The organism is Kitasatospora sp. NPDC058218 (assembly GCF_042882445.1).
Taxonomy (GTDB): Bacteria; Actinomycetota; Actinomycetes; order Streptomycetales; family Streptomycetaceae; genus Kitasatospora.
Genome location: NZ_JBHVWC010000047.1, coordinates 12,328 through 37,293, shown reverse-complemented (window position 1 = coordinate 37,293; position 24,966 = coordinate 12,328). Strand labels below are relative to the sequence as shown.

General features: G+C 74.3%; 23 protein-coding genes and 1 pseudogene. 13 read left to right on the top strand and 11 right to left on the bottom strand.

Annotation, left to right across the window (positions count from 1 at the left end):
* Window positions 1–8: 8 nt before the first annotated feature.
* Window positions 9–953 (bottom strand): SGNH/GDSL hydrolase family protein, encoded by a 945-nt coding sequence (locus ACFVYI_RS27565; RefSeq protein WP_387890353.1) that lies wholly within the window; start codon window positions 951–953, stop codon window positions 9–11.
* A gap of 315 nt (window positions 954–1,268) precedes the next feature.
* On the opposite strand from ACFVYI_RS27565, the gene ACFVYI_RS27560 reads away from it, so the two are divergent.
* The 3 genes from ACFVYI_RS27560 to ACFVYI_RS27550 all read left to right on the top strand — a co-directional run bounded on the left by ACFVYI_RS27560 (window position 1,269) and on the right by ACFVYI_RS27550 (window position 5,766).
* The gene (locus ACFVYI_RS27560) at window positions 1,269–2,924 is read left to right on the top strand and encodes an FAD-binding dehydrogenase (RefSeq protein ID WP_387890352.1); all 1,656 of its coding nucleotides are present in this window, start codon (window positions 1,269–1,271) and stop codon (window positions 2,922–2,924) included.
* Between the two features lie 180 nt (window positions 2,925–3,104).
* A complete protein-coding gene (locus tag ACFVYI_RS27555) occupies window positions 3,105–3,746 on the top strand; it encodes a TetR/AcrR family transcriptional regulator (RefSeq protein ID WP_387890350.1) in 642 nt (213 codons plus the stop codon).
* 61 nt (window positions 3,747–3,807) lie between these two features.
* Window positions 3,808–5,766, top strand: coding sequence for a protein kinase (locus ACFVYI_RS27550; protein WP_387890349.1), 1,959 nt, complete (start codon window positions 3,808–3,810; stop codon window positions 5,764–5,766).
* 43 nt (window positions 5,767–5,809) lie between these two features.
* Here ACFVYI_RS27550 and ACFVYI_RS27545 read toward each other — a convergent pair whose 3' ends face one another.
* Window positions 5,810–6,457, bottom strand: a complete 648-nt coding sequence (locus tag ACFVYI_RS27545; protein WP_387890348.1) for an NADPH-dependent F420 reductase — start codon at window positions 6,455–6,457, stop codon at window positions 5,810–5,812.
* Between the two features lie 106 nt (window positions 6,458–6,563).
* On the opposite strand from ACFVYI_RS27545, the gene ACFVYI_RS27540 reads away from it, so the two are divergent.
* Window positions 6,564–6,935: a winged helix-turn-helix transcriptional regulator gene (locus ACFVYI_RS27540; protein WP_387890346.1), complete on the top strand. Its 372-nt coding sequence runs from the start codon at window positions 6,564–6,566 to the stop codon at window positions 6,933–6,935.
* 7 nt (window positions 6,936–6,942) lie between these two features.
* Here the strand turns inward: ACFVYI_RS27540 and lepB are convergent, their stop codons facing one another.
* Window positions 6,943–7,617 carry a signal peptidase I gene (lepB, locus tag ACFVYI_RS27535; RefSeq protein WP_387890343.1) on the bottom strand — a complete coding sequence of 225 codons (675 nt, stop codon included), beginning with the start codon at window positions 7,615–7,617 and terminating at the stop codon, window positions 6,943–6,945.
* Between the two features lie 205 nt (window positions 7,618–7,822).
* Window positions 7,823–8,173 carry an ArsR/SmtB family transcription factor gene (locus ACFVYI_RS27530; protein ID WP_387890340.1) on the bottom strand — a complete coding sequence of 117 codons (351 nt, stop codon included), beginning with the start codon at window positions 8,171–8,173 and terminating at the stop codon, window positions 7,823–7,825.
* A 71-nt stretch (window positions 8,174–8,244) separates the two neighbouring features.
* On the opposite strand from ACFVYI_RS27530, the gene ACFVYI_RS27525 reads away from it, so the two are divergent.
* The 4 genes from ACFVYI_RS27525 to ACFVYI_RS27510 all read left to right on the top strand — a co-directional run bounded on the left by ACFVYI_RS27525 (window position 8,245) and on the right by ACFVYI_RS27510 (window position 12,921).
* The gene (locus tag ACFVYI_RS27525) at window positions 8,245–10,233 is read left to right on the top strand and encodes a heavy metal translocating P-type ATPase (RefSeq protein ID WP_387890339.1); all 1,989 of its coding nucleotides are present in this window, start codon (window positions 8,245–8,247) and stop codon (window positions 10,231–10,233) included.
* A 4-nt stretch (window positions 10,234–10,237) separates the two neighbouring features.
* Window positions 10,238–10,648: a (2Fe-2S) ferredoxin domain-containing protein gene (locus ACFVYI_RS27520; protein ID WP_387890337.1), complete on the top strand. Its 411-nt coding sequence runs from the start codon at window positions 10,238–10,240 to the stop codon at window positions 10,646–10,648.
* Window positions 10,649–10,760: 112 nt separating this feature from the next.
* Window positions 10,761–11,024, top strand: a complete 264-nt coding sequence (locus tag ACFVYI_RS27515; RefSeq protein WP_360629539.1) for a hypothetical protein — start codon at window positions 10,761–10,763, stop codon at window positions 11,022–11,024.
* A gap of 229 nt (window positions 11,025–11,253) precedes the next feature.
* Window positions 11,254–12,921 (top strand): fibronectin type III domain-containing protein, encoded by a 1,668-nt coding sequence (locus ACFVYI_RS27510; RefSeq protein WP_387890334.1) that lies wholly within the window; start codon window positions 11,254–11,256, stop codon window positions 12,919–12,921.
* Window positions 12,922–13,019: 98 nt separating this feature from the next.
* On the opposite strand, the gene ACFVYI_RS27505 is transcribed toward ACFVYI_RS27510, so the two are convergent.
* Entirely contained in the window at window positions 13,020–13,505 is a 486-nt protein-coding gene (locus ACFVYI_RS27505; protein WP_387890332.1) for a peroxiredoxin, read from the bottom strand.
* Window positions 13,506–13,782: 277 nt separating this feature from the next.
* Between ACFVYI_RS27505 and ACFVYI_RS27500 the strand changes: the two genes are divergently transcribed.
* Window positions 13,783–14,871, top strand: a complete 1,089-nt coding sequence (locus ACFVYI_RS27500) for a sugar ABC transporter substrate-binding protein (protein WP_387890330.1) — start codon at window positions 13,783–13,785, stop codon at window positions 14,869–14,871.
* A gap of 120 nt (window positions 14,872–14,991) precedes the next feature.
* Here the strand turns inward: ACFVYI_RS27500 and ACFVYI_RS27495 are convergent, their stop codons facing one another.
* Complete coding sequence (locus ACFVYI_RS27495; RefSeq protein WP_387890327.1) at window positions 14,992–15,324, bottom strand: YnfA family protein; 333 nt, start codon at window positions 15,322–15,324, stop codon at window positions 14,992–14,994.
* Between the two features lie 69 nt (window positions 15,325–15,393).
* Window positions 15,394–16,608: a pyridoxal phosphate-dependent aminotransferase gene (locus tag ACFVYI_RS27490; RefSeq protein ID WP_387890325.1), complete on the bottom strand. Its 1,215-nt coding sequence runs from the start codon at window positions 16,606–16,608 to the stop codon at window positions 15,394–15,396.
* Window positions 16,609–16,704: 96 nt separating this feature from the next.
* Here ACFVYI_RS27490 and ACFVYI_RS27485 point away from each other — a divergent pair.
* From ACFVYI_RS27485 to ACFVYI_RS27475, 3 genes and pseudogenes are all read left to right on the top strand, one after another.
* Window positions 16,705–17,094, top strand: a pseudogene (locus ACFVYI_RS27485) (winged helix-turn-helix transcriptional regulator); the annotation flags it as partial.
* A 73-nt stretch (window positions 17,095–17,167) separates the two neighbouring features.
* Window positions 17,168–17,620, top strand: coding sequence for a DUF3291 domain-containing protein (locus ACFVYI_RS27480; protein ID WP_387890323.1), 453 nt, complete (start codon window positions 17,168–17,170; stop codon window positions 17,618–17,620).
* A gap of 405 nt (window positions 17,621–18,025) precedes the next feature.
* A complete protein-coding gene (locus ACFVYI_RS27475; protein WP_387890320.1) occupies window positions 18,026–18,838 on the top strand; it encodes an SGNH/GDSL hydrolase family protein in 813 nt (270 codons plus the stop codon).
* A gap of 80 nt (window positions 18,839–18,918) precedes the next feature.
* On the opposite strand, the gene ACFVYI_RS27470 is transcribed toward ACFVYI_RS27475, so the two are convergent.
* Together ACFVYI_RS27470 and ACFVYI_RS27465 are read right to left on the bottom strand one after the other, a co-directional pair.
* Window positions 18,919–19,923 carry a magnesium and cobalt transport protein CorA gene (locus ACFVYI_RS27470; RefSeq protein ID WP_387890318.1) on the bottom strand — a complete coding sequence of 335 codons (1,005 nt, stop codon included), beginning with the start codon at window positions 19,921–19,923 and terminating at the stop codon, window positions 18,919–18,921.
* 218 nt (window positions 19,924–20,141) lie between these two features.
* Complete coding sequence (locus tag ACFVYI_RS27465) at window positions 20,142–21,797, bottom strand: DUF2079 domain-containing protein (protein WP_387890316.1); 1,656 nt, start codon at window positions 21,795–21,797, stop codon at window positions 20,142–20,144.
* A gap of 277 nt (window positions 21,798–22,074) precedes the next feature.
* On the opposite strand from ACFVYI_RS27465, the gene ACFVYI_RS27460 reads away from it, so the two are divergent.
* A complete protein-coding gene (locus ACFVYI_RS27460) occupies window positions 22,075–23,007 on the top strand; it encodes a pentapeptide repeat-containing protein (RefSeq protein WP_387890314.1) in 933 nt (310 codons plus the stop codon).
* 51 nt (window positions 23,008–23,058) lie between these two features.
* On the opposite strand, the gene ACFVYI_RS27455 is transcribed toward ACFVYI_RS27460, so the two are convergent.
* Both ACFVYI_RS27455 and ACFVYI_RS27450 read right to left on the bottom strand, forming a co-directional pair.
* A complete protein-coding gene (locus tag ACFVYI_RS27455) occupies window positions 23,059–23,661 on the bottom strand; it encodes a hypothetical protein (protein ID WP_387890312.1) in 603 nt (200 codons plus the stop codon).
* The gene (locus ACFVYI_RS27450; protein WP_387890310.1) at window positions 23,658–24,965 is read right to left on the bottom strand and encodes a hypothetical protein; all 1,308 of its coding nucleotides are present in this window, start codon (window positions 24,963–24,965) and stop codon (window positions 23,658–23,660) included. The genes ACFVYI_RS27455 and ACFVYI_RS27450 overlap by 4 nt, the downstream gene beginning before the upstream one ends.
* Window position 24,966 lies beyond the last annotated feature (1 nt).

Here is a 24,966-nt window from a genome sequence, read left to right as displayed (position 1 = left end):
GTGTGCGGCTACTTCAGCGCGGCGAGCACCGCGTCCGCCATCACCTTCTCGCCGGTGGCGTTGGGGTGGAACGGGACGGCCGGCGTGCCGGGCAGCGCGCCCTCGATCCAGCGGTCGGCCGAGCAGACGTCGTGGCCCCTGGTCGGGGTGGCGGTGTCCACGTAGGTGGCGCCGCCCGCGGCGGCGGTGGCCTTGAGCATGCCGTTGAGCTTGCCGAGCACGCCGTGCAGGTACTCGACGTCGCCGGAGGTGACCGGCTGGGCGAGGAAGCAGTCCGAGCCGTCGGCGGGCAGCACGGACGGGTAACCCACCACCAGCACACGGGCCTTGGGGGCCTTGGCGTGGACCTGCCTCAGCACGTCGGCGAGCTGCGGCGCGGCGCCGTTGATCCGGTCGGTGAGGTCGTCGCTGCCGTACTGCCAGGACCAGCTGGACCAGTCCCAGTGGCCGTGGTTGTAGACGTCCTTGCAGGGCGTGCCGAGCGGGTTGACCACGGCGCCGCCGATGCAGGTGGCGATCACCTCGGCGATCCCGAGCGGGGTGACGCCGAGGTCGTTGCCGCCGATGCCGAGGGTCACCAGGTCGGTGTCGGCGGTGACGGCGTCCAGCTGGGCGGCGCCGCCCCACGGTAGGCCGGGGTACTGGGGCTGCGTCATCGCGCTCACCTTGGCGGCGGAGCAGGTGACGTCGGTGTACGCCTTGGCCTGGAGGGCGGTGGCCACCAGGTGGCCGTAGTTGCGGTCGGAGCGCAGGCAGAGTCCGGCCGACTGGCCGGGCACCCCGGCGCCGGCGGCGTAGGAGTCGCCGAGGGCCACGTAGTGGCCGGGGGCGGGGGTGGCGGCCTGCGCGCTGGTGGAGGTCAGGGCGAGGGCCGCGCCCAGTGCCGCGGCGCCGAACAGGGCGGACTTCCGGGAGGTGCGGGTCGTGCGGCGTTTCCGGGCAGGGCGGAGCACGGGTTCCTCCTGGGGGAGAGAGAACGAGTGGGGGTCGTGCGAGCCGGGCCACAGCTTTACTACCGACAGGTAAGTTACTGCCAGGTTTCGAATCCGTCCATGCGCGGCGCGGAAATTCCCGAAAAACCGTCAGAAGCATTTCGGAATAACGCTCCACCGTGTATCGAAGGTATTTCCGAAACGCCCCGGAGCGGAATTCACGCGACAGCTTGTTACCCACCGGTTGACGCGCCCCGCCGCAGGCCGCAGTATCGGGCGCACGCCGCACCGCCGGACCGCCGGCCGCGCCGCCGGACCACTGATGGAGGAGAGCGCATGGCCCTGGACGCCGATGTCATCGTCATCGGAGCCGGCCTCGCGGGCCTCGCCGCGACCGCCGAACTCGCCGACGCCGGACGGCGGGTGATCCTGCTCGACCAGGAGCCGGCGGCCTCGCTCGGGGGGCAGGCGCACTGGTCCTTCGGCGGCCTCTTCCTGGTCGACTCGCCCGAGCAGCGCCGGATGCGGATCCGCGACTCGCACGCGCTCGCCCTGCAGGACTGGCACGGCACCGCCGGCTTCGACCGCCCCGAGGACGCCTGGCCGCGCCGCTGGGCCGAGGCGTACGTCGACTTCGCGGCGGGGGAGAAGCGGGCCTGGCTGCACGCCCAGGGCGTGCGCTTCTTCCCGGTGGTCGGCTGGGCCGAGCGCGGCGGGCTGCTGGCCGACGGACCGGGCAACTCCGTCCCCCGCTTCCACATCACCTGGGGCACCGGGCCCGGCCTGCTCGAACCCTTCGTCCGCAAGGTCCGGGCCGCCGCCGAACGCGGCCTGGTCGACCTGCGGTTCCGTCACCGCGTCACCGGACTGTCCGCGCACGCCGGGGTCACCGACACCGTCGCCGGCGAGGTGCTGGTGCCCAGCGGCGCGGCCCGCGGCACGGCCAGCTCACGCGAGGTCGCCGGCCACTTCGAGCTCCGCGCCCAGGCCGTGATCGTCACCTCCGGCGGCATCGGCGGCAACCACGACCTGGTCCGCAAGGCCTGGCCGGCCCGGCTCGGCACCCCGCCCGACCGGATGCTCTCCGGGGTGCCCGCGCACGTCGACGGGCTGATGCTGGGGATCACCGGCGAAGCCGGCGCCAACCTGATCAACGGCGACCGGATGTGGCACTACACCGAGGGCATCGAGAACTGGGACCCGATCTGGTCCCGGCACGGCATCCGGATCCTGCCCGGCCCGTCCTCGCTCTGGCTGGACGCCCGCGGCCGCCGGCTGCCCGTCCCGCTCTTCCCCGGGTTCGACACCCTCGGCACCCTCGAACACCTCCGCACCACCGGGTACGACCACACCTGGTTCGTGCTCAGCCAGAAGATCATCGAGAAGGAGTTCACCCTCTCCGGCTCCGAGCAGAACCCCGACCTCACCGGCCGTTCGCTGCGCGGCGTCCTCGGCCGGGCACTGCCGGGCGCCCCCGGCCCGGTCCGGGCGCACCTGCGGCACGGCCCCGACTTCGTGGTCGCCGGCAACCTGCCGGACCTCGCGCGCGGCATGAACGCCCGCACCCGCGAGGCGCTGATCGACCCGGACGAGCTGCGCCGCACCGTCGAGGCCCGGGACCGCCAGCTGGCCAACCCGTTCGCCAAGGACCTCCAGGTCACCGCCATCCGCGGCGCCCGCCGCTACCTGGGTGACAAGCTGATCCGCACGGCCGCGCCGCACCGCATCCTCGACCCGGCCGCCGCCCCGCTGATCGCCGTCCGGCTGAGCATCCTGACCCGCAAGTCGCTCGGCGGGCTGGAGACCGACCTCTCGGCCCGGGTGCTGCGGCCCGGCGGCGAGGTGCTGGAGGGCGTGTACGCGGCGGGCGAGGCGGCCGGTTTCGGCGGCGGCGGCGTGCACGGCTACCGCTCGCTGGAGGGCACCTTCCTCGGCGGCTGCCTCTTCTCCGGCCGTACGGCGGGCCGGGCGGCGGCGGCCGCGACGGCGTAGGGCGCTGGTCCGCCCGCGGTGGCGGGCGGGCCCTCCCACGGCGGCCGGTGAGGCCCTCCCGCGGCGACCCGAAGCGGCGTCGGAAGTAGAGCCCTGTTCTAGAGAACTTCTCCAGTCCTGCTCTAAGCTGGCCGAGTTGGCGGCCGCGGCCGTGGTGACGGTCGAGCGGAGGCGGCGGCGATGTCCCCCAAGCAGCAACGGGGTGAGGCCACCGCAGAGTTGCTGCTGACCAGTGCGCTGCGCGTGTACGCCGAGGCGGGTCAGGAGGGGTTCACCGTCAGCGCCGTCACGGCGGCGAGCAAGGTCAGCCTGGGCAGTCTCTACCACCACTTCGGGAGCTTCGACGGTCTGGCCGCCGCGCTCTACATCCGGTGCATGGAGCGGCTCTTCGACGAGATGATCGTCGCGCTGCGGCGCAGCCGCACCGCGCGCACCGGCGTGCGGGCGCTCGTCCAGGCCTACCTGCGGTTCACCCAGGAGCACCGGGATGCCGCGCTCTTCCTGCACGCCTCCGCCTACTCCGGCTACCTGGCCGCCCGGGCCGAGCAGATCAAGGCCGCCAAGGCGGCCAGGCTGGCGGTGATCGGCGCCTGGATGCAGCCCCGGATGGAGCGGGGCGAGATCCTGCCCCTGCCCGGGCCGCTGGTCGAGGTCCTGGTGATGGGGCCGGTCGCGGAGGCGGCCCGCCGCTGGCTGTCCGACACCTACGAGCTGGACCTGGGCGAGGTCGCGCGGATCCTGCCGGAGAGCATCTGGCGCTCGCTGCGGCCCGATCCGCCCGCCGCGACCGGTACTGACGGGGCGGCGGGTGGGGGAGACTGATGGCAGAACATGACGCGTTATTGACAACCCGTTGGTGCGAGGCATCGCGAGAGGGCAGGGCATGACTGGTCGGGGGGCCGTACTCGGAGGGCGTTACACGCTGACCGAGTGGATCGGTGGCGGGGGAATGGGGGCCGTCTGGCGCGCCGACGACGGGGTGCTGGAACGGCAGGTGGCGGTCAAGGTCCTGCACGCGGGGCTGCTGGAGGAGGGGACGTTCGCCCGGCGCTTCCGGCGCGAGGCCCAGCTGCTCGCGGCGATCAGCCACCCGGGCATCGTGGACGTCTACGACTACGGGGAGAGCGGCGGCGAGGGGGAGGGCGGCGTCGAGCGGGAGCGGATCGCGTACATCGTGATGGAGCTCGTTGACGGGCGGCCGCTGGACAAGGTCCTCGCCGAGAGCGGGCCGATGCCGCCCGAACGGGTGCTGGGCATGCTCGCCACGGCGCTCGACGCGCTGCACGCCGCGCACCAGCAGGAGATCGTGCACCGGGACGTCAAGCCGTCGAACCTGATGCTCGGGGACGACGGCCGGGTGACGGTGACGGACTTCGGCATCGCGCGGGCGCTCGTGAGCACCACGCTCACGGCGACCAACGTGGTGATCGGCACCGCGCTGTACATGGCTCCCGAGCAGGCCGGTGGTGGTGGCGTCACGCCGGCCTCGGACCTCTACTCGCTCGGCGTGGTCTGCTACGAACTGCTCACCGGCAGACCGCCGTTCACCGGCGAGAGCGTGGTCGAGGTCGCGCTCAAGCACGTCCAGCAGCCCGCGCCGGACCTGCCGGCGGAGTTCCCGCCGGCGGTGCGGGAGTTCGTCGCGCGGGCGCTGGCCAAGCAGCCCGGGGACCGGTTCGCCGACGCCGCCGCGATGGCGGCCGCGGCGCGGGCCGCGGTGGGCGACCGGTCGGCGCCGGTCGCCGCGGTGGTGCGGGCCGTTCCTCCCGCCGTCGCGGGGGGCCAGGCGGCCGGCGGCCCGGCGGTCGAGGTCGCCCGGGTGGCGCCCCGGACCGTCCCCGAGCCCCCCGCGCGCCGGAGCTGGCGCCGCTTCCTGGTGCCCGTCGTCGTTCCGGTGATCATCACCAGCGGCGCCGCCACCGTCCTGCTGGTCGATGCCGGCCCGTTCCAGTCCCAGGGGCAGCCCCCCGGTGCGCAGCCCGCCGTCTCGGTGTCCGCCACGACGATCACCGACCCGCCGACGGCCGACGCGACGCCGACCGAGCCGGCCCCGACCACGCCGCCGGGCGGGGAGACGACGCCCGGCACCCCGCCGCCCGCCCCGCCCGAGACCACCCCCGCGCCGAACACCGGCGGTCAGCCGGTGGCCCCGGCGCCCAACGCCGGAGGCGGGGCGGTGGCGGGCGGCACCGGGGCGTCCGGCGGTTCGTCCGGCGGGTCCGGTGGCACTGCGCCGAAGACGGGCGGTGGCAGTGGTGGCAGCGGCGGTGGCGGGGCCGCTCCCGCGCCCAACCAGCCGGCCCCACCTGCTCCGGCGCCCAACCCGCCCGCGCCCAACCCGCCCGCGCCCAACCCGCCCGCGCCCAACCCGCCCGCCCCCAACCCGCCCACGTCGAACCCGCCGGCGCCGACCGTGCCCGCCGGGTGCGGCGGCGCGAACTGGGGAGCCATCGTCAACGTGGCCGACGGTCAGAAGCTCGGCCTGTCCACCGACAGCCCGGCGCCGGGCGCCGCGGCCGTCATGGGCGGGACGACCGCCTACGGCTGGGTCCGCTCGGCGCCGGACCCCGGCGGCTGGTACAAGATCTACCCGTGCAACCTGAGCGGCCCGGTCCTCGTCCAGGAGGCCGACTTCTCGAACCAGTCGAGCCAGAAGGTGCTGCTCTCGCCCGGGTTCAGCTTCTTGACCAGCTGGTCGGTGATCGGAGCGAGCACTTCGGGCGCCTACTACCTCAAGAACTATTCGGGGTCGACCTGTCTGACCGACAACGGCGCGGGCAAGCAGGTCACCATGACCGCCTGCACCCCGGGCAACAAGTACCAGGAGTGGCGGATCCCCTGATCCCCGGATCCCGGCGCCCTGGTCCCGGGGCGCCGGGGCCCGTTCAGCCCTCCCCGCCCGCGTACGCCAGCGGCGGGAGGACGGCCCGGGCGTCCCGGCCGGCGAACCAGAGGCCGATGGCGAAGGCGGTCGCCGCCTCCAGCAGCCCCGCCCGGGCCAGGCCGCCGGCCGGCAGCGGTTCGGCGCCGAGGTCGGCGACCAGCCGGCCGACCAGGGCCACTGCGGCCGGGTCGTCCCCGCAGAGCGGGACGCCCAGCGGGTGCCCGTCGAAGACCGGCGGGGTGAGCCGCCAGACGCTCTCGTGGCAGACGTTGAACGCCTTCACCACGTGCGTGCCGGGCGCGGCGGCGGCGATCCGCTCGGCCATCGACGGCCCGCCGGCCGTGGTGAGGGCGAGCGTGCCGGCCGCGATCGGGTTGGTGCAGTCGATCAGCACCCGGCCGCCCGGCGGGGCCGCCTGCGCGACCACCTGCTCCACCCGGTCGGCCGGGACGGCGAGCAGCACCGCCTCGCCGAACCCGGCGGCCGCGGCCGGGTGTTCCAGCGCCCGCGCGCCTTCGCCCAGCCGTCGTGCGGCGGCCGCGGCCCGGGTGGCGTCCCGGGCGCCGAACGCCACCTCGTGCCCGGCCCGGACCCACTGCCCGCCGAGCGCCTGGGCCATGTTCCCCGCTCCGATGATGCCGATCCGCATGTGCGATCCTCTCCAGCTCCGGCCCGGTCGGCCGGTTCGGGATGACTCTAGGAACGGCGATGGTTACCGATCGGTGCGTGGCGGACCGGAGAGGATGGGGGCGTCGATGGCGGCGGACGACGTGGCGGGCGAGGCGTTCCTGGCGGACTGCCGGGCCAGGGTCGCCTTCGACCTGCTGGCCAACACCTGGAACTCGGTGGTGCTCTGGGCCCTGCGCGACGCCCCCGAGCGCCCCGGCGAACTGCGGGCGCGGATCGGTGGCATCAGCGCCAAGGTCCTCACCGAGACACTGCGCCGGCTGGAGTTCAACGGCCTGGTGGAACGCCGCAGTTACGCCGAGGCGCCGCCTCGCGTCGAGTACGCCCTGACCCCGCTCGGCCGCACCCTGCTGCCGAGTCTGGAGGCCCTGGGGGAGTGGGGATTCCGGCACGGCGACGCGGTACTGGAGGCCCAGGACCGTTCGCTGGACCAGAACTGACGTCACGTCAGACAGTGATCGGCATCCGCGACCGGCGGCGGGCGCCGATGACGGCGGCGACGATCGCGCCGATCGTGCCGACGACGAGCAGCAGCCCGCCGCCGACGATCGCGGCCAGCGCGCCGAGCAGCTTCCCCGGGAGGGGCTCCGGGTCCGTGCCGCCGTGCCAGACCACCCGCTCACGGACGGCCGAGGCGGCGACGCTGCCCTGATCGGCGGCCTGGTACATCCGGGAGTCGAGCGAGTCGGTGCGGTGGTCGCCGAGCAGGAAGAGCCGCCCCGCCGGGACGACGGCGCTGTACTCCGGGAGGCCGCCGTTCGGCGAGCCCTCGTGGAGGTAGGGCTCGGAGAGCGGCTGCCCGTTGAGGGTGACGCCGCCGCCCTGCGGGCAGCAGGCGACGCGGTCGCCGCCGATGCCGATGACACGTTTGACGACCATGCCCCGCAGGTCCCAGGGGTCGGCGACGAGGACCACGTCGCCCCGCCGCACCTCGTCGCCGCGCACCTTCTCGGTGATGATCGAGGTGCCCCGTTCCAGCGTCGGGTTCATCGCCTGGCTCGGCGTCTGGTGCACGGAGTAGCCGAACGCCACCAGGGCCATCCCGAAGGCGGCCGCCAGCAGGCCCGCTGCCGCCACCCCGACCGACGTCCACAGTGGCCACCGCTTCGGACCTGTCATCATCCATCGCCCTTCCTTGATCCATTCGAACGGGCGACACCCTAGGGGGCGGCGCCGACGCCGGATCCGGCGGGTGGGCGGGGGCGGGGTGCGGAGGGGGGACGGCGCCGGTGCGGGCCGCGACGGGACGGGTGCCGGTCGGGAGGCGGGTGCCGGGCCGTCCGGGCCGCGACGGGTGCCGGTCGGGTGCCGGGCCGGCGGTGTCGGCCTAGCGGTCGTCGGTGAGGCCGAGGCGCAGGTGGTCCACGTGGTAGACGGCCTGGTCGAGCAGGGCGGCGACGTGGTCGTCGTGGAGGGAGTAGACCACCGAGCGGCCGCGGCGTTCGCCGACGACCAGGCCGAGGTTGCGCAGCAGGCGGAGCTGGTGGGAGCAGGCGGACTGCTCCATGCCGACGGCGTCGGCGAGTTCGGTGGCGGCCCGCGGGCCCTCCCGCAGTTGGGCGAGTATCAGCAGGCGGGAGGGGGTGGCGAGGGCCTGGAGGGTGCTCGCCACCTTGGCCGCGTTGGACGCGTCCAGGCGCATCTGCGGCACGGTGTTCTCGGCGGCGGCGTGTCCCATGGGGGCATCCTACGGGCAGCGGTCGGCCAAAGGATGAAAGCTTGTTCATGTGTTCCTGTATGGTGACGGCCATGTCCGCGACGCCCCTGTCCAGCGCCCTGCTCACCCGACCGGCGGCCGCCGCCGCCCCCGCGACGGCACGGCCGCGCCGCACCCGGGTGCTCGCCCTGCCCGAGGCGCGCTGGGCGGCCGCCGCCACCGCCGCCTTCCTGGCCGCGCTCGCCCTGCGGCTGCTCGACGGCCCGGGCTGGGCGTCCGGCGCGCTGTACGCGGCCGCCTACCTGGCCGGCGGCTGGGAGCCGGCCCTGGCCGGGCTGCGGGCGCTGCGCGGGCGGACCCTCGACGTCGACCTGCTGATGGTGGTCGCCGCACTCGGCGCCGCCGCCATCGGGCAGGTGCCGGACGGAGCCCTGCTGATCGTGATCTTCGCGACCAGCGGCGCCCTGGAGGCGCTGGCCACCGCCCGCACCGCCGATTCCGTCCGCGGCCTGCTCGACCTCGCCCCCGTCACCGCCTGCCGGCTCACCCCCGACGGCCGGGAGGAGAGCGTCCCCACCGCCGGACTCGCCGTCGGCGACACCGTGCTGGTCCGCCCCGGCGAGCGGATCGGCGCCGACGGCCGGGTCCTCGACGGCAGCAGCGAGGTCGACCAGGCCACCATCACCGGCGAGCCGCTGCCCGTCGCCAGGTCCGTGGGCGACGAGGTGTACGCGGGCACGCTCAACGGCGCGGGCGCGCTGCGGATCCGCGTCGAACGGGACGCCGCCGACTCCGTGATCGCCCGGATCGTCGCCATGGTGCGGGAGGCCTCCGGGACCAAGGCGCCCACCCAGCTGTTCGTCGAGAAGGTCGAACAGCGCTACGCCGCCGCTCTGGTGGCCGCCACCCTGCTGCTCTTCGCCGTCCCGCTCGCGTTCGGCGCTGAGCTGACCGCCACCCTGCTGCGCGCCATGACGTTCATGATCGTCGCCTCGCCGTGCGCCGTGGTGCTGGCCACCATGCCGCCGCTGCTCTGCGCCATCGCCAACGCCGGCCGGCACGGCGTGCTGGTCAAGTCCGCCGTGGTGATGGAGCGGCTCGGCCAGGTGGACGCCGTCGCCCTGGACAAGACCGGCACCCTCACCGAGGGCACACCGAGGGTCGTCGAGCTGCGCCCGCTGGGCGTCACGGAGGGAGAGCTGTTGGCCCTCGCGGCCGCCGCCGAGCACTCCAGCGAGCACCCGCTGGCCCGGGCGGTGGTCGCCGCCGCCCGCGAGCGCGGCCTGGCGCTGCCCGGTGCCACCGACTTCACCTCCACGCCGGGGGTCGGCGTGCGGGCCGTGGTCGCCGGCGCGGTGGTCGCGGTGGGCGCCCCCGGCCCGTACCGCGCGCACCCCGCCGTCACCGAGCTGGAGGAGGACGGCCGCACCGCCGTCCTGGTGCTGCGCGACGGTGAACCCGTCGGCGTGCTCGGCCTCGCCGACCGCCCGCGCGAGCAGGCCGCGGCCGCCGTCCGGGGCCTGGCCGCGCTCACCGGCCGCCCGCCGGTGCTGCTCACCGGGGACAACCGGCGTGCCGCCGAGCACCTCGCCCGGGAGGTCGGCCTGACCGACGTCCGGGGCGGGCTGCTGCCCCAGGGCAAGGTGGCGGCGGTCCGCGAACTGGCCGACCGCGGGCACCGGGTGCTGATGGTCGGGGACGGCGTCAACGACGCACCCGCGCTGGCCGCCGCGCACAGCGGGGTCGCGCTGGGCCGGGCCGGTTCCGACCTCGCCCTGGAGACCGCCGACGCGGTGGTGGTGCGCGACGAACTGACCGCCGTCGCGGCCGTGGTGGCGCTGTCCCGGCGGGCCCGTCGGCTGGTCGTGCAGAACCTGGTGATCGCCGGGGCGTTCATCGCCGTCCTGACGCTCTGGGACCTGGCCGGTACGCTGCCACTGCCGCTCGGCGTCGCCGGGCACGAGGGCTCCACCGTGATCGTCGGCCTCAACGGCCTGCGGCTGCTGCGCGAACGGGCGTGGCTGCGGGCCCTCCACCAGGAAGCCCCGAACGGCGGGGCCGGGAACCACGAGGAGTGCTGAGCCGATGAGCCGTCGAGACCGCGAGCGCGGTGGCACCAAGGGGGCCGCGGCCCCGGTGACCGTCACCGTCTGCCGGGGCTGCTGCTGCGGCACCCAGGAGAAGCACCCGGGGGTCGACCACGCGGGCCAGTACGAGCGGCTGCGCGAGGCGGTCGGCACGGCGGGCAGGGTCCGCGCGGTCAAGTGCCTGGACGTGTGCGCGCACTCCAACGTCGTGGTGGTCGGCCCGTCGAGCGAGGGCCGTGCGGCGGGCGGCCGCCCGGTCTGGCTGGGCTGGGTCCTGGCGGACGACATGGTCGAGGAGATAGCCGAGTGGGTGCACGCCGGCGGCCCCGGCGTGGCCGAGCCGCCCGGGCTGCTCGACCTCCAGCAGGTCACCGTCTCCCGCCGGGTCCGCGACGGTCTCCCGGGCTGAGGTCCGAACCGGCGGCACCCGCCCCGTCGGACCGTCCGACTCCGGGGCGGTCCGCGCGGCGGGCCGGGGCACTACCATTTACCGGGCGCCCCGGCTTGGGAGGAATTTCGACGTGACCACGGTCTGCCGCATCTGCGCGGGCACCGGCCGCACCGCCGGTCTCAGCTGCCGCACCTGCCAGGGCACCGGCACCACCGAGGTCGGCGGCGGTGGCGGCAACTGCTTCCTCTGCGACGGCACCGGTGTCTACGTGCGCTACCGGGTCGACGCGGCCGGCGCCAAGCACGCCTACCGCGACGAGGTCTGCCGCACCTGTGACGGCACCGGCAACCGCGCCCCCTCCAGCTGGGACGAGATCGCCCCGCCGCCCCGGTGAGCCCCGCCGCCCGGGCTGCGGTCAGCTGAGCCCCGGTCACCACGGCTCTGCGGGAGCCGGCGACGCCGGATCAGGATCCGGGCGGTGGCGGATGATCCGCCGAGCTCCCGCCGCCCGGGGCGGCTTTGCCGAGACATGGTCGAACATTGGCGTTCGACTGACCGGCACGCCGGGGCGCGTTCACCGTACGTCCGTGTCCGGTCAACGCTCCGCTGGAAGAGTCCCGCCCATGGATATCCCCAACATGGGCGTGCCCGCGAAGCTCGCCGACCGCATGAGCATGGCCGAGCAGCACGAGTACCTGCGGGCCCGCTTCTCCCGTCGCCGGATGCTGCGCACCGGCGCCGTCACCGTCGGCGCCCTGGCGGTGGGCGGTGCGCTGGGCAGCGGCACCGCGACCGCCGCACCGGCCTCCCCGCAGCTGCTGACGGGCGGTGCGGCCGGGGGCGTGGACGGCGCGCTCGTCGCCCCGATCGGTCGTCACCTCGCCTTCGGTCCCGAGCCGGACACCCAGTTCCGGGTCTCCTGGCAGGTCCCGGCCCCGGTGAAGAAGCCGTTCCTGCGCTACGGCAAGCAGCCGTGGGACCTCAGCCACAAGGTCCAGGCCGAGGTGCGCGCCCTGCACACCCCCGCGCTGACCCCGACCGGTCAGCCGGTGGACCAGTACTACCTGCACGTCGCGCTGGAGGACCTCCAGCCCGACACCACGTACTACTACGGCGTCGGCCACCAGGGCTTCGACCCGGCCTCGCAGCAGGCGGTCTCCACCCTGAGCACCTTCCGCACCGCGCCCTCGCGCGACCACCGCTGGGGCAAGGTGTACGAGCCGTTCACCTTCACCGCCTTCGGCGACCAGGGCGTCAGCGCGCACGCGGCCGGCAACGACCACGTGATCCTGGCCCAGAACCCGGCCTTCCACCTGCACGCCGGCGACATCTGCTACGCCGACCCGGCCGGCTCCGGCCAGGACTCCGACAAGTCGGTCTACAACGCCCGCACCTGGGACGACTTCCTGGTGCAGACCGAGACCGTGGCGTCGAAGGTGCCGTGGATGGTCTCCTACGGCAACCACGACATGGAGGCCTGGTACTCGCACAACGGGTACGGCGGCGAGAGCAACCGCTTCTTCCTGCCGGACAACGGCCCGGACCCGCGCACCGTCCCCGGCGTCTACTCCTTCCGCTACAAGAACGTCGGCGTCATCTCGCTGGACGCCAACGACGTCTCCTACGAGATCCCGGCCAACCTGGGCATCTCGGCGGGCAAGCAGACCAAGTGGCTGCAGCGCACGCTGAAGGACTTCCGCGACGACGAGACCGTCGACTTCGTCGTGGTCTTCTTCCACCACTGCGCCTTCTCCACCACCCACCAGCACGCCTCCGAGGGCGGGGTCCGCGAGGCCTGGGTGCCGCTGTTCGAGAAGTACCGGGTGGACCTGGTGATCAACGGTCACAACCACGTCTACGAGCGCACCGACGCGATCCTCGGCAACAAGGTCTCCAAGGCGGTGCCGAGCGGCGCCACCGTCGAGCCGGCCACCGACGGCGTGGTGTACGTGACGGCGGGCGCGGCCGGCCGCAGCCTGTACAGCTTCGACGCCCCGGACACCTACGAGGGCCACGAGAACCGGCTCGACTCGGTGGACACCTACCACTTCGCCAAGGGCGGGGTGAAGGTGACCGAGAAGGTCGAGTGGTCGCGGGTGCGCTACACCGGCTACTCCTTCATCAAGGTCGACGTCACCCCGGCGCACCTGGGGCAGAAGTCGTCGATGAAGGTGACCGCGCTGGCCGAGAACGGCACGCAGGTCGACCACTACACCATCCTGCGCAAGGTCGGCGAGGGCTGGGACAGCGCCACCGACGACGACGGCGAGGGCGGCGGCTGGGGCTGGTAGCGCGCCCCGGCACGTTCGGGTGGCCCGGCCGGGGATTCCCGGCCGGGCCACCGGCGTTCACGGGCCCGACCGGTCGGGGCGGGGCCGCGGCGGCGGGTCTAGCCGAGTGCGGCCAGCTGCGCCGCGAGGGTGTCGCTGTGCTGGAAGGTCAGCCCGGCGAGGGCGACGTGCTTCCAGCGGACCGTGCCGTCGCCGTCCAGGACGAACACCGAACGGCGCAGCCCGAGCCCGGGGACGGCGATGCCGTAGGCGCGGACGACGGTCCGGTCCGGGTCGGCGAGCAGGGGGAAGCCCAGGTGGTGCTTGCGGGCGAACTGCTCGTGGCTGTCCAGGCCCTGCGGGCTGATGCCCCACACGGTGGCGCCGAGTCCGCGGAAGCGGTCCAGGTCGGAGCTGTACGAGCAGAGCTGCTTGGTGCAGACGGGGGTGTCGTCGCCGGGGTAGAAGACCAGGACCAGCGGGCTGCCCTTGGCCTCGGCGAGCCGGTACTCGCGGCGTTCGGCGGTGCCGGACTGCTCGTCGAGCAGCAGACCGGGCAGGGTGAACTCAGGAGCGGGGGAGCCGACTTCGGGTGGTTTCGCCATCGTTGTCCGGTCCTTCGGGTGGGTGGCGCGGTCGCCGCCACCCTATGCCCGGGTGCGGTGGCCGGGAGGTTGCCGCTCCTTTGCCGTTGAAGAGTTGATGCCGATCTTCGGAGACTTCGCGGCCGTCGTGCAGGAATGCACGCAAGCTCTTCACTTCATAACGAATCGAGCAGTGGTGCCCCGAGTTTCCCTTCAGTTATTGACGGAATCGTCGGGAGCGGGCTTGACTCCGTCCTCTGCCGCAATGCCGCGGCGCAGTCAGGAGGCACCACCCACCATGAACAGAACGACCCGTCGCGCCGCCGCCGGTACGGCCGCGCTGGCGCTGGCCCTCGCCCTCGCAGCCTGCGGCCAGAGCGACGGAGCACCGCAGTCGAACGGCGTCGCGAGCAGGACCATCGGTCTGCTGCTGCCCGAGAAGACCTCCTCCACCCGCTACGAGGCCTTCGACAAGCCGCTGATCGAGTCCACGGTGGCCTCCCTCTGCACCGGGTGCGTCATCGACTACGCCAACGCGGACGGCGACGAGACCCGCCAGAAGCAGCAGTTCGACGACCTGCTGGCCAAGGGCGTCAAGGTCGTCCTGCTCGACCCGGTGAACGCCAAGATCACGGCCTCCTGGGTGGACGCCGCCGCCGCCAAGGGCGTGAAGGTCGTCGCCTACGACCGGCTGGCCGAGGGCAAGGTCGCCGCGTACGTCTCCTTCGACAACCAGCGCACCGGCGAGATCCAGGGCCAGGCGCTGCTGGACGCGCTCGGCCCGAAGGCCGCCGCCGCGACGGTCGTGATGATCAACGGTGCCGAGTCCGACCCCAACGCGGCGATGTTCAAGGCCGGCGCGCACCGGGCCCTCGACGGGCGGGTCAAGAAGATCGCCTACGAGCAGTCCGGCGAGTGGAAGCCGGAGGTGGCCCTGGCGAAGACGAACGAGGCCATCAAGACCCTCGGCAAGGACGGTTTCCAGGCCGTGTACGCGGCCAACGACGGCATGGCCGCCTCGGTCATCGAGGCGCTGAAGGCGGCCGGGATCAAGAACATCCCGGTCGGCGGCCAGGACGCCTCCATCGACGCGGTGCGCCGGGTGCTCACCGGCGAGCAGACCTACACCGTCTACAAGCCGTACAAGCCCGAGGCGGACGCCGCCGGGAGCATCGCCGTCCAGCTGCTGAAGGGGATGGACATCAACGCGGCGGCCAACGCGGGCGTCGACAGCGGCGGGCAGCGGATCCCCTCGCTGCTGCTCACCCCGATCGTGGTGACCAGGGCGAAGGTGCAGGCCACGGTGGTCGGCGGCGGCCTGTACAAGGCGTCCGAGATCTGCACCGCGCCGTTCGCGGAGGCCTGCGAGGCGGCCGGCGTCAAGTAGGACGTGGGGCCACGTGGTACGTGGGGCCACGTGGTACGTGGGGCCACGTGCCGCGCGGTGTCACGTGCCGCGCGGTGTCACGTGGCGTGCCGCCGGGGGGCGGCACGCCGGCCGGGCGGATCAGCGCCGGGGCCCGTACATGATCACGGCGACCCCGGCCAGGCAGATCAGCGCCCCGGCCACGTCGTAGCGGGTGGGCCGGAAGCCGTCCACCACCACGCCCCAGAGCAGCGAGCCGGCGACGAAGACACCGCCGTACGCGGCCAGCACCCGGCCGAAGGTGCTGTCCGGCTGGAGCGCGGCGACGAAGCCGTACCCGCCGAGCAGCACCACCCCGAGGCCGGCCAGCCACCACGGTCGCGCCTCGCGCACGCTCTGCCAGATCAGCCAGCAGCCGCCGATCTCGGCGAGCGCGGCGAGGGCGAACAGGGCGGCGGAGCGCAGGACGGTCATGGCCGACAAGCCTACGAGCCGTAGAGGTCGCCCCCGTAGGACGGACCGTAGTACTCCTCCAGGAGTCCGTCAGACCTGCCGGTAGGTGGTGAGGAAGCGCCCGATCCGGTTGATCGCCGTCTCCAGGTCGTCGGCCCGGGGGAGGGTGACGAAGCGGAAGTGGTCCGGGCGCGGCCAGTTGAAGCCGGTGCCCTGGACGACGTGGATCTTCTCGCGGAGCAGCAGGTCCAGGACGAACTGCTCGTCGTCGACGATCCGGTGCACCGCCGGGTCCAGCTTGGCGAACGCGTACAGCGCGCCCTTGGGCTTCACGCAGCTGACGCCGGGGATCTCGTTCAGCGCCTTGAACGCGACGTCGCGCTGCTCGGCGAGCCGGCCGGTGGGCAGGACGAGGTCGTTGATGGACTGGTGGCCGCCGAGCGCGGCCTGGACGGCGTACTGGGCCGGGACGTTGGGGCACAGACGCATGCCGGAGAGCATGGTGAGGCCCTCCAGGTAGTCGGTGGCGTGCTGCTTGGGGCCGGAGACGACCAGCCAGCCGCTGCGGAAGCCGGCCACCCGGTAGGACTTGGAGAGGCCGTTGAAGGTGAGGGTCAGGACGTCCTCGGCGAGCGCGGCCAGGCAGTGGTGCTCGGTGCCGTCGTAGAGGATCTTGTCGTAGATCTCGTCGGCCAGGACCATCAGCTGGTGCCGGCGGGCGAGGTCGAGGATGCCCTCCAGCAGTTCCTTCGGATAGACCGCGCCGGTCGGGTTGTTGGGGTTGATGACGACGATGGCCTTGGTGCGGTGGGTGATCTTGGCCGCGATGTCGTCGAGGTCGGGGTACCACTCGGCCTGCTCGTCGCACGCGTAGTGGACGGCCTTGCCGCCGGCCAGCCGGACCACGGCCGTCCAGAGCGGGTAGTCGGGCATCGGGACGAGCACCTCGTCACCGTCGTCGACCAGCGCCGTGACGGCCATCTGGATCAGCTCGGAGACGCCGTTGCCGAGGTAGACGTCGTTGACGCCCACCCCGGCGACGCCGCGCTGCTGGTAGTACTGCACCACCGCGCGGCGGGCCGGCAGGATGCCGCGCGAGTCGCTGTAGCCGTGCGCGTTCGGCAGGTTGCGGATGATGTCCTGGAGGATCTCCTCCGGCGCCTCGAAGCCGAACGTGGCCGGGTTGCCGGTGTTCAGCCGCAGCACGCTGTGCCCGGCCTCCTCCAGCGCGTTGGCCCGGTCGACCACCGGGCCGCGGATCTCGTAACACACGTCCGTCAGTTTGCTGGACTGCCGAAACTCCATCTGAGGCCTCCCGACCGGTCACCCCGCACGTTCTGGTTGCTTTGTTCTACCAAGTAAGCACTTGGAAAGTCCAACCTTTTGGCTATGCTGATCCACATGTCACGCCGAAGCTACGACCAGTACTGCGCCGTCGCCCGCGCCCTGGACGCGGTGGGGGAGCGCTGGAGTCTCCTGATCGTCCGTGAACTCCTCGCCGGCCCGCGCCGCTACACCGACCTGCACGCCGACCTGCCCGGCGTCTCCACCGACATCCTCGCCACGCGGCTCAAGCAGCTGGAGGGCGAGGGCCTGGTGCTGCGCCGCCGGCTGGAGCGGCCCGCCAACGCCACCGTGTACGAGCTCACCGAGCGCGGCGCGACGCTGCGCGGCGTGGTCGACGCACTCGGCGCGTGGGGCCTCGACCTGCTCGGCGAGCAGCGCCCGACGGACGCGGTGCGGGAGCACTGGATCACGGGGGCGGCCGATGCCGGCGGCAGCGGTTCCGGGGGTGCTCCCGCGGTGGCGGGCCGGCGCGAAAACGCGGAGGACAGCGCGGTGTTGGCGGGCTAGGGTCCTGCGGATGACGTCCTACGAACTCGCCCAGGTGAACATCTCGCGGATGCTCGAACCGATCGACAGCCCGCTGCTCGCGGACTTCGTCGCCGCCCTCGAACCCGTCAACGCGCTCGCCGACGAGGCCGACGGCTTCGTCTGGCGGCTGAAGGAGGATGGCGGGTACGCGACCGGGTTCCGGATCTTCGACGACGAGTGGCTGCTGGTCAACCTCTCGGTCTGGCGCGACCCGAAGGCCCTCGACGCCTTCGTGTTCCACCCCGAGCACCGGGCCGTGATGCGCCGGCGGCGGGAGTGGTTCGCCCGGCCGGTCGAGGCGATGACCGCCCTGTGGTGGGTGCCGGCCGGCCACCGCCCCACCCCGCAGGAGGCCGAGCAGAGGCTCACCCTGCTGCGTGCGGAGGGCCCGACGGCGGAGGCGTTCACGATGCGCCAGGTGTTCGAGCCCCCGGGCGCGTGAGCGCGGGCCGCGCCGGTCCTCCGGGCGGCTGTCGGGCGCGGACCGGGTTCGCGCAGTCCCGTGCGGAACTGCGCGAACCCCTCCGTACCGGCGGCGGGTCCGTACCGGACTCCGGCGACCAGCTCCCCCGTTGCTGGTGGTCGGTCCGCGCCGGTGGTCGGGCGGCCCGGGCGAGCGTGGTCGCCGTCGAGTACGGACGACGACCGCCGCTGCCGCCCGGGGCCTTTCCCCGATGGGCGGTGCTCGCCGGGCGTCCCCTCCCGGCCCGACCCACTCTGCCCCGGGGCGATAAACGACCGGTCGCCGTTCGGTTGCCGCCGTCGTCGAGCGGCGACCGCCCGCCGCGCGGTCGTCCCGGGGGGCGTCCCCGGGATCCGGTGGAGGTGCGCGTACGATCGTCGGGCCATGGAGAACACACTGGAGAAGCGCGTGCCCACCGAGCCCACCGGGTACCGCAGTTACGTCGCCGTCGGGGACTCCTTCACCGAGGGCATGTGCGACGACCTGCTCCCCGGCGGCCACTACCGGGGCTGGGCCGACCGGGTCGCCGAGCGGCTCGCCGCCGAGCAGCCGACCGGCGCCTTCCGGTACGCCAACCTCGCCGTCCGGGGCAAGCTGATCGGCCAGATCCACGACGAGCAGTTGCCCACCGCCGCCGCGATGCGCGCCGAACTCGTCACCCTGGCCGGCGGCCTCAACGACGTGCTGCGGCCGCGCTGCGACATCGCCCGGGTCGAGGACCTGCTCGGCCGCTCCGCCACCGCGCTGCGCGCCACCGGCGCCACCGTGGTGCTGTTCACCAGCACCGACCCCACCCGCCGGATGGCGGGCAGCGCCCGGCTGCTCCCGGCGATCCTGCGGATGAAGGGCTTCGTGCACGAGCTCGGCCAGGACCCGGGCATCGCGGTGGTCGACCTCTTCTCCGCCCCCTGCTTCGACGACCGCCGCCTCTGGGCCGAGGACCGCCTGCACCTCGCCCCCGAGGGCCACCGCCGGGTCGCCGAGGCCGTCCTGGAGGCGCTCGGGCGCCCCGCCGCCTTCGACTGGCGCGCCCCGCTGCCGACCGCCGCCCCGCCACGCCGGGCGGAGAAGCTGGCCGCCGACGCCCGTTGGGCCCGGACCCACCTCGGCCCCTGGATCGGCCGCCGCCTCACCGGCCGGTCCTCCGGTGACGGCCGGCCGCCGAAGCGCGCCGAGCTGCTGCCCTACGAGGGCTGACCGGGCCCGCCGGTCGGGGACGGCGCCGGTCCGGGCCGGGGACACCGCGCGGTGTCCCCGGGCCGCCGGGACCACTCGGGTCAGAGCCAGTCGTTGCGCCGGAACGCACGGAAGATGAAGACGCACACCGTGGCGACGACCAGGACCACCGCCGGGTAGCCGTACGTCCAGTGGAGTTCCGGCATGTGGTCGAAGTTCATGCCGTACACCCCGGCCGCCATGGTGGGCACCGCCGCGAGCGCCGCCCAGGCACTGATCCTGCGCATGTCGGTGTTCTGCTGCAGCGACAGGCGGCCGATGCTCGCCGACAGGATGCCGCCCACCAGCTCGTCGAAGGCGGCGATCCGCTCCCTGGCCTGCGCGTGGTGGTCGGCGACGTCCCGCAGGTACGCGGTGATCCCGGTCGGCACCTGCGGCAGCGAGCCGTCGCACAGACGCTGCAACGGCGCCCCGAGCGGTACCACCGCCCGCTTGAACTCCAGCAGCTCGCGCTTGAGCTGGTAGATCCGGCCGGCGTCGTCGGTGCGCTCGGAGGAGAACACCGCGGACTCCAGCTCCTCCACGTCCCGCTCGAAGGCGTCGGCCACCTCCAGGTACTGGTCGACCACGGAGTCGGCCACGGCGTGCAGGACCGCGGCCGGTCCGAGCGCCAGCAACTCGGGCGCGGCCTCCAGGTCCCGCCGCACCCCGGTCAGCGACCGCGCGCTGCCGTGCCGGACCACGATCGCGAAGCCCGGACCGGCGAACACCATGATCTCGCCGGTGTCCACGATCTCGCTGGTCGCCGTCACCCTGTCGTGGTCGACGTAGGTGATCGTCTTGAGCACCAGGAACAGCGTGTCGCCGTACCGCTCCAGCTTCGGCCGCTGGTGGGCGCGCACCGCGTCCTCCGTGGCCAGCGGATGCAGGTCGAACGCCGCCGCGATCTCGGCGAACTGCTCCGCCGTCGGCTGGTACAGGCCGATCCAGACGAACCGCCCCGGCGCCTCGTCTATCCGCCGCAGCGCCTCGGACGGCTCCACCTCGCCCGGCAGCCGCTGCCCGTTCTCGTACAGCGCGCAGTCCACCACCGCTCGCGCAACCATCACCCACCGCCTTCCGGACACCGCCGACGGGACGCGGCGACGAGATGCCGCCGACGGGACGCCGCCACCGACGGCCAGCCAACCTACCTGCTGCCGTCCGGCCCGCGGTCGCGAGGGGGCCGGCCCGGAACTCCGTAGGACCGGGCGCGCCCGCCGCGGAAGGGCGCTGCGTCCTCGATGCTTGGAGCAGCCGCAGCGGCCGCCGTCGTCCCGTCGGGTCAGCCCCGGAAGAGGTTGTGGCCGACGTCGGAGGGCACCTCGTCCTGGTACCCCGTGCTGTCCGGGCCGGGCACGTGCTCGCCGGGGACCGGCTCGGTGCTCTCCCGGTGCAGCAGCACGACGCCGTCCTCGGACCAGACCTGGCGGTAGCCGTGCGCCAGCAGCAGCTCGATCCGGGCCGCCTGCTCGCGGTCGGTCTTGAACGGGAACGCGCGCTTGTCGGAGCGGATCAGCACGTACTCGCGCCCGCGCGGGGTGCCGTCCACCAGCACCACGTCGGTGCGGGCGGTCAGCCGGGGGGCGGCCTGGTTGTCGGCCTCCACCGAGGCGCCGTCCGGGATCCGCTCGGCGCCCCGGATCAGCGCGGCCTCGCTCGCCTTCGGCTGCCAGTAGGCGGGGACGAACAAGTTGGCCGCCCCGAGCGGCAGCGCGGCCGCGATCGTCAGGGCGGCGGCCGCCACGCCGAGGCGCCGGGTGCGCACGCTGCCGTGCCGGCGGCCGAGCACCTCCACTGCCGCGACCAGCAGGATCGGCCAGAGGAACGCGTCGTAGTGCCGGGCGATCGACCAGTGGTTCGGGTTGCTGGAGAGCACCCGCTCCGCCAGCAGCGGGAGGGCGCAGAGCACCGTCGCCGAGCGCAGCGGCAGAAGGAACAGGGTGCCGAAGATCCAGAGCAGCAGCAGCGGCTTCAGCGGGGCGTCGAAGGCGGCCGATACGAGCAGGGTCGGGTCGGCGAGCACGCTGGAGGCGGCATCGCCGGCGTCGGTGCCCAGCGAGCCGTAGTTCCAGTAGTAGCCGGGCACCCCGCCCATCGCCGGCACCAGCCAGACGATCGCCACCACCGAGGCGAGCGGTCCGCCGAGCAGGAAGCCGGTGCCCCAGCGGGCGGTCTGCCGGCGCCGGTCGCGGTCCTCGTCCCGGCGGGCCCGCAGCAGCAGCACCAGCCCGTACGCGCCGACCGCCAGCCCCAGGTCCTCCTTGGTGCAGCAGAGCAGCAGGCCGGCCAGGGCCGCCGTGCCGTAGCGGCGGGCCAGTCCGCGCTCCAGCATCAGCAGGGTGAGCGGGACGGCGAAGGCCACCTCGTGGAACCCGCCGCGCGAGGCCACCAGCAGCGGCCAGCCGAGCCCGTAGGCGAGCGCCGCGAGGTCGGCGGCCCGGCGGGCGGTGCGCGGGTCGGCGTCCGCGAAGCAGCGGTCGGCGATCCGGCGGATCAGCGGCACCCCCGCCGCGAACAGCAGTGCCTGGCCGATCAGCAGCGAGCGCGGGTCGTCCCAGAGCCAGTACAGCGGCGCCAGCAGCGCGATCACGGGGGAGAAGTGGTCACCGAGGAGGGAGAAGTCCGGCGGGAACTCGTGGTGGAAGCTCTTCAGCGTCGACACCGGCAGGCCGAGGTGCGCGTACCCGCGCACGCCCTGGTCGAAGATGCCGAGGTCGAAACCGCCCAGCTGGGCGGTGGTCCACTGCTGGGCGCCGATCGCGAGGCAGACGGCGAAGCAGAGCAGGGTGAGGGCGGCGGTCCGGGCGCGGCGCGGGAAGCGCAGGGCTTCCGCCTCCGCCTCCGCGGGCGCGGTGCCGTCCGCGGGCGCCGCTGCGGCGCCCGGGGCGTCCTGGCTGCCCTCGGTGTCCGGGTACGCCGTCACGTCGTGCCGGGACATGCCTGCTTCCTCCACTGTTCGGTTTGCTCCGGTGCCTCCGGTGCCCCCGATTCGTACAGACCCGAACCGACACCGGCCGACCACACTAACGGACTGCCGATCCCCGCCCCCCGGTTCCCGGGCGGCCCGGCCCCGGTGGTGGTGTCGGTACGCTCTACCGCAGGCCCTCGCAGACTTCGCGCAAGCCCCCGGCGGAGCCCGGCAGCCCCTTGCCACCCCGACCGCCCCTGCGGGCCCGGACCGCCCGGGCGCCGCCGTACGGAGGAACACCAGCACAGTGACCGAGCCCACGCCCGCCCCCATCAGCCTGCTGTCCGACTGCGGGAGCTGTTTCGGGCTGTGCTGCGTCGCCCTGCCGTTCGCGGCCGGCGCCGACTTCGCCGTCGACAAGCCGGCCGGCACCCCGTGCCGCAACCTGCAGGCCGACTTCGGCTGCGGCATCCACGCCCGGCTGCGCGACAGCGGCTTCCAGGGCTGCACGGTGTACGACTGCTTCGGGGCCGGCCAGCGCGTCTCCCAGGTCACTTTCGGCGGCCGGAGCTGGCGCGAGGCGCCGGAGGACACCCGGCGGATGGCCGACGTGTTCCCGGTGGTGCGGCAACTGCACGAACTGCTCTGGTACCTCACCGAGGCGCTCACCTACGAGCCCGCCCGCCCGGTCCACGCCGAGCTGCGCCGGGCCCTGGCGGAGACCGACCGGCTCGCGGCCGGCACCCCGGCGGAGATCCTGGCGGTCGACGTGCCCGCGCACCGCCACGGGGTGAGCGAGCTGCTGCTGAAGGCGAGCGAGCTGGTCCGGGCCGCCGTCCCGCGCCGCAAGGAGCACCGGGGCGCCGACCTGTTCGGTGCCCGGCTGCGCGGCGCCGACCTGCGGGGCGCCAGCCTGCGCGGGGCGCTGCTCGTCGCGGCCGACCTCGCCGGCGCCGATCTGCGGATGGCCGACCTCATCGGGGCCGACCTCCGGGACGCCGACCTGGCCGGCGCCGACCTCACCGACGCGCTCTTCCTCACCCAGGCCCAGCTCAACGCGGCCCGCGGCGACGCCGCCACCAAGCTGCCCCCCGCCCTCACCCGCCCCGGCCACTGGGCCACCACGGTCACCGCGCCTGCCGGCGCCCCGGCGGCCACTGCCCGCCGGGGCCCGCGCAAGCCGCACCCCGGCCGCTCGGGCGGCCAGGGCGGCACGGGCGGGCGGCCGCGCCGCCGCTGACGGCTCGGCGCGCAGGAAGTCGGGTGGGCCGACTTCCTGTGCGGGCGGTGGTCAGGCCAGGGCGTGCGGGTCTACCGGTGGGCGGTGGCGGAGCAGGGTGCAGGTGGTGCCGGCGAGGAGGGTGAGGGTCACGGCGGTGAGGGCGTACGGGGACGCCGCGGGGTGGAGGGGCCAGGCCCAGGGTTCGGGGCGGCCGTCGGGGTGCCAGCCGGCCGCCGAGCAGAGCAGCGGGACGGCGGCGATCACGGCGGCGGCCGGGCGGTGGCCGAGCAGGGGGTGGAGCAGCAGCGCCGAGCCGAGGTAGCCGGCGATGTTGCGGGCGAGGACGAGGGCGAGGTCGCCCTGTCCGGCCGCGTGGGCGAGGACGCCCGCTGCCGCACCCGCCGTCGCCACGGCCAGGGCGAGCCCGGCGTCCAGCCCGCGCAGGAAGCGCCCGGCGACGGCCTCCGTCCGCAGGTCGCCCCGGCCGAGGCCGTGCAGCAGGAACACCGCGGGGAGCAGCGTGATGACGTGCGCCACCAGGAAGTGGCCGGCGTGCCCGCGCAGGGCGGGCACCGGCAGCTCGCCGTCGCCGACGAGCAGGCCCAGTGCGAAGGTCCCGGCCAGGGCGGCGAGGACGGCGGGTACCGCGCGTGCCTTGCACCACCAGATCACCGGGCACCGCCCGGGAACAGCGCCGGTGCCGGGGTGTCGCAGTGGCGCAGGGCCTCGGTCGTCGCCAGGTACCAGTCGAGTTGGGCGCCCCGGGGGAGTCGCAGCACCTGCTCGGCGAGCGCGGTGTCCTGCGCGCCGAACCGGCCCCGGGAGCCCGCTGCCGTCCCGTTCGCTGCCGCCCCGAACGGTGCCGTCCCGTCCGGTGTCGCCTTGGCCGTGAGCCAGGCGGTCACCGGTCCGGCGGCCTCGCCCGCCGGGTAGGGGGCGCCGGACCGGGCGCAGTCCGGGGTGCGGGGGAGCAGTCCGCCGACCACGCCGGGGGTCACGTCCGGCACGCGGGCCGTGGTGGGGATGCCCAGCTTCGCCTCGCCCGGCCCCGGGCGGGCTGCCATGGTGAGCGTCGCCGGTACCGGGACGCCGTGTCCGGCCAGGGTGGTGACGACGCGCCTGGCCTCGTCGCGGACCAGGCTCGCGCGGGGGCCGTCCAGCTCCGGCCAGAGGCAGACCCGCGGCCGGCCGTGGTCGCAGACCAGTGCGCTGGCGGGCCGGTCCAGCACGGGCTCCGGGCCGAGCCCCTGGGCCAGGTGGGCGGCGAGCGCCACCCCGCCGGCCGTCACCGCCAGCGCGCCGGCGAGCGCGGCCGGCGCGCCCCGGTACCGGATCAGCAGGACGGCCGCCGCGCACACCGCGCCGGAGAACGCCAGTGAGCTCAGTACGGCCTTCTGGTCCAGGACTTGGTCCACGGCGCAGCAGTCGGAGAGCCCGCCGCCGACCAGGTGCCGCACCCAGTAGGCGTCGAAGGAGGCCGGGTAGGCGTTCAGGACGAAGCTGCTGACCAGGGCCAGCGGTACGGCGACCACCGGTGCCAACACCCGTCCGACGATCGAGCCGACCAGGGTGGCGGCGAGCAGCAGCCCGGTCCAGACGGCGAGGACGCCCGGTTGTGGCGCGCCGGCCGCCGTGCCGCCGGCCAGCGCGGTGGTGCCGAGGGCCGCGACCATGCCGAGCCCGCCCATCACCGCCACCGGCAGCAGGACGGGCGCGGTGATCGCCAGCGGTGACCGGACCGGTGAGCGGTCGAAGACCCGCCCCCGGTGCAGCCGGCCGCCCTCCCAGGATCCGGCGGCCGCGCAGGCCGCGCAGGCGAACGGCAGCGCGAGGCTCGCGTGTCCGGCGGCGGAGAGGCCGTAGCCGGGGGTGACCCAGGCGGAGAGCTCGTCGCCGAGCGGGACCAGGACGAAACCGACCAGGAACGGCAGTGCCCGCAGGCTGGCGGAGGTGCGGAGGATCGTGCGCAGCAGCACG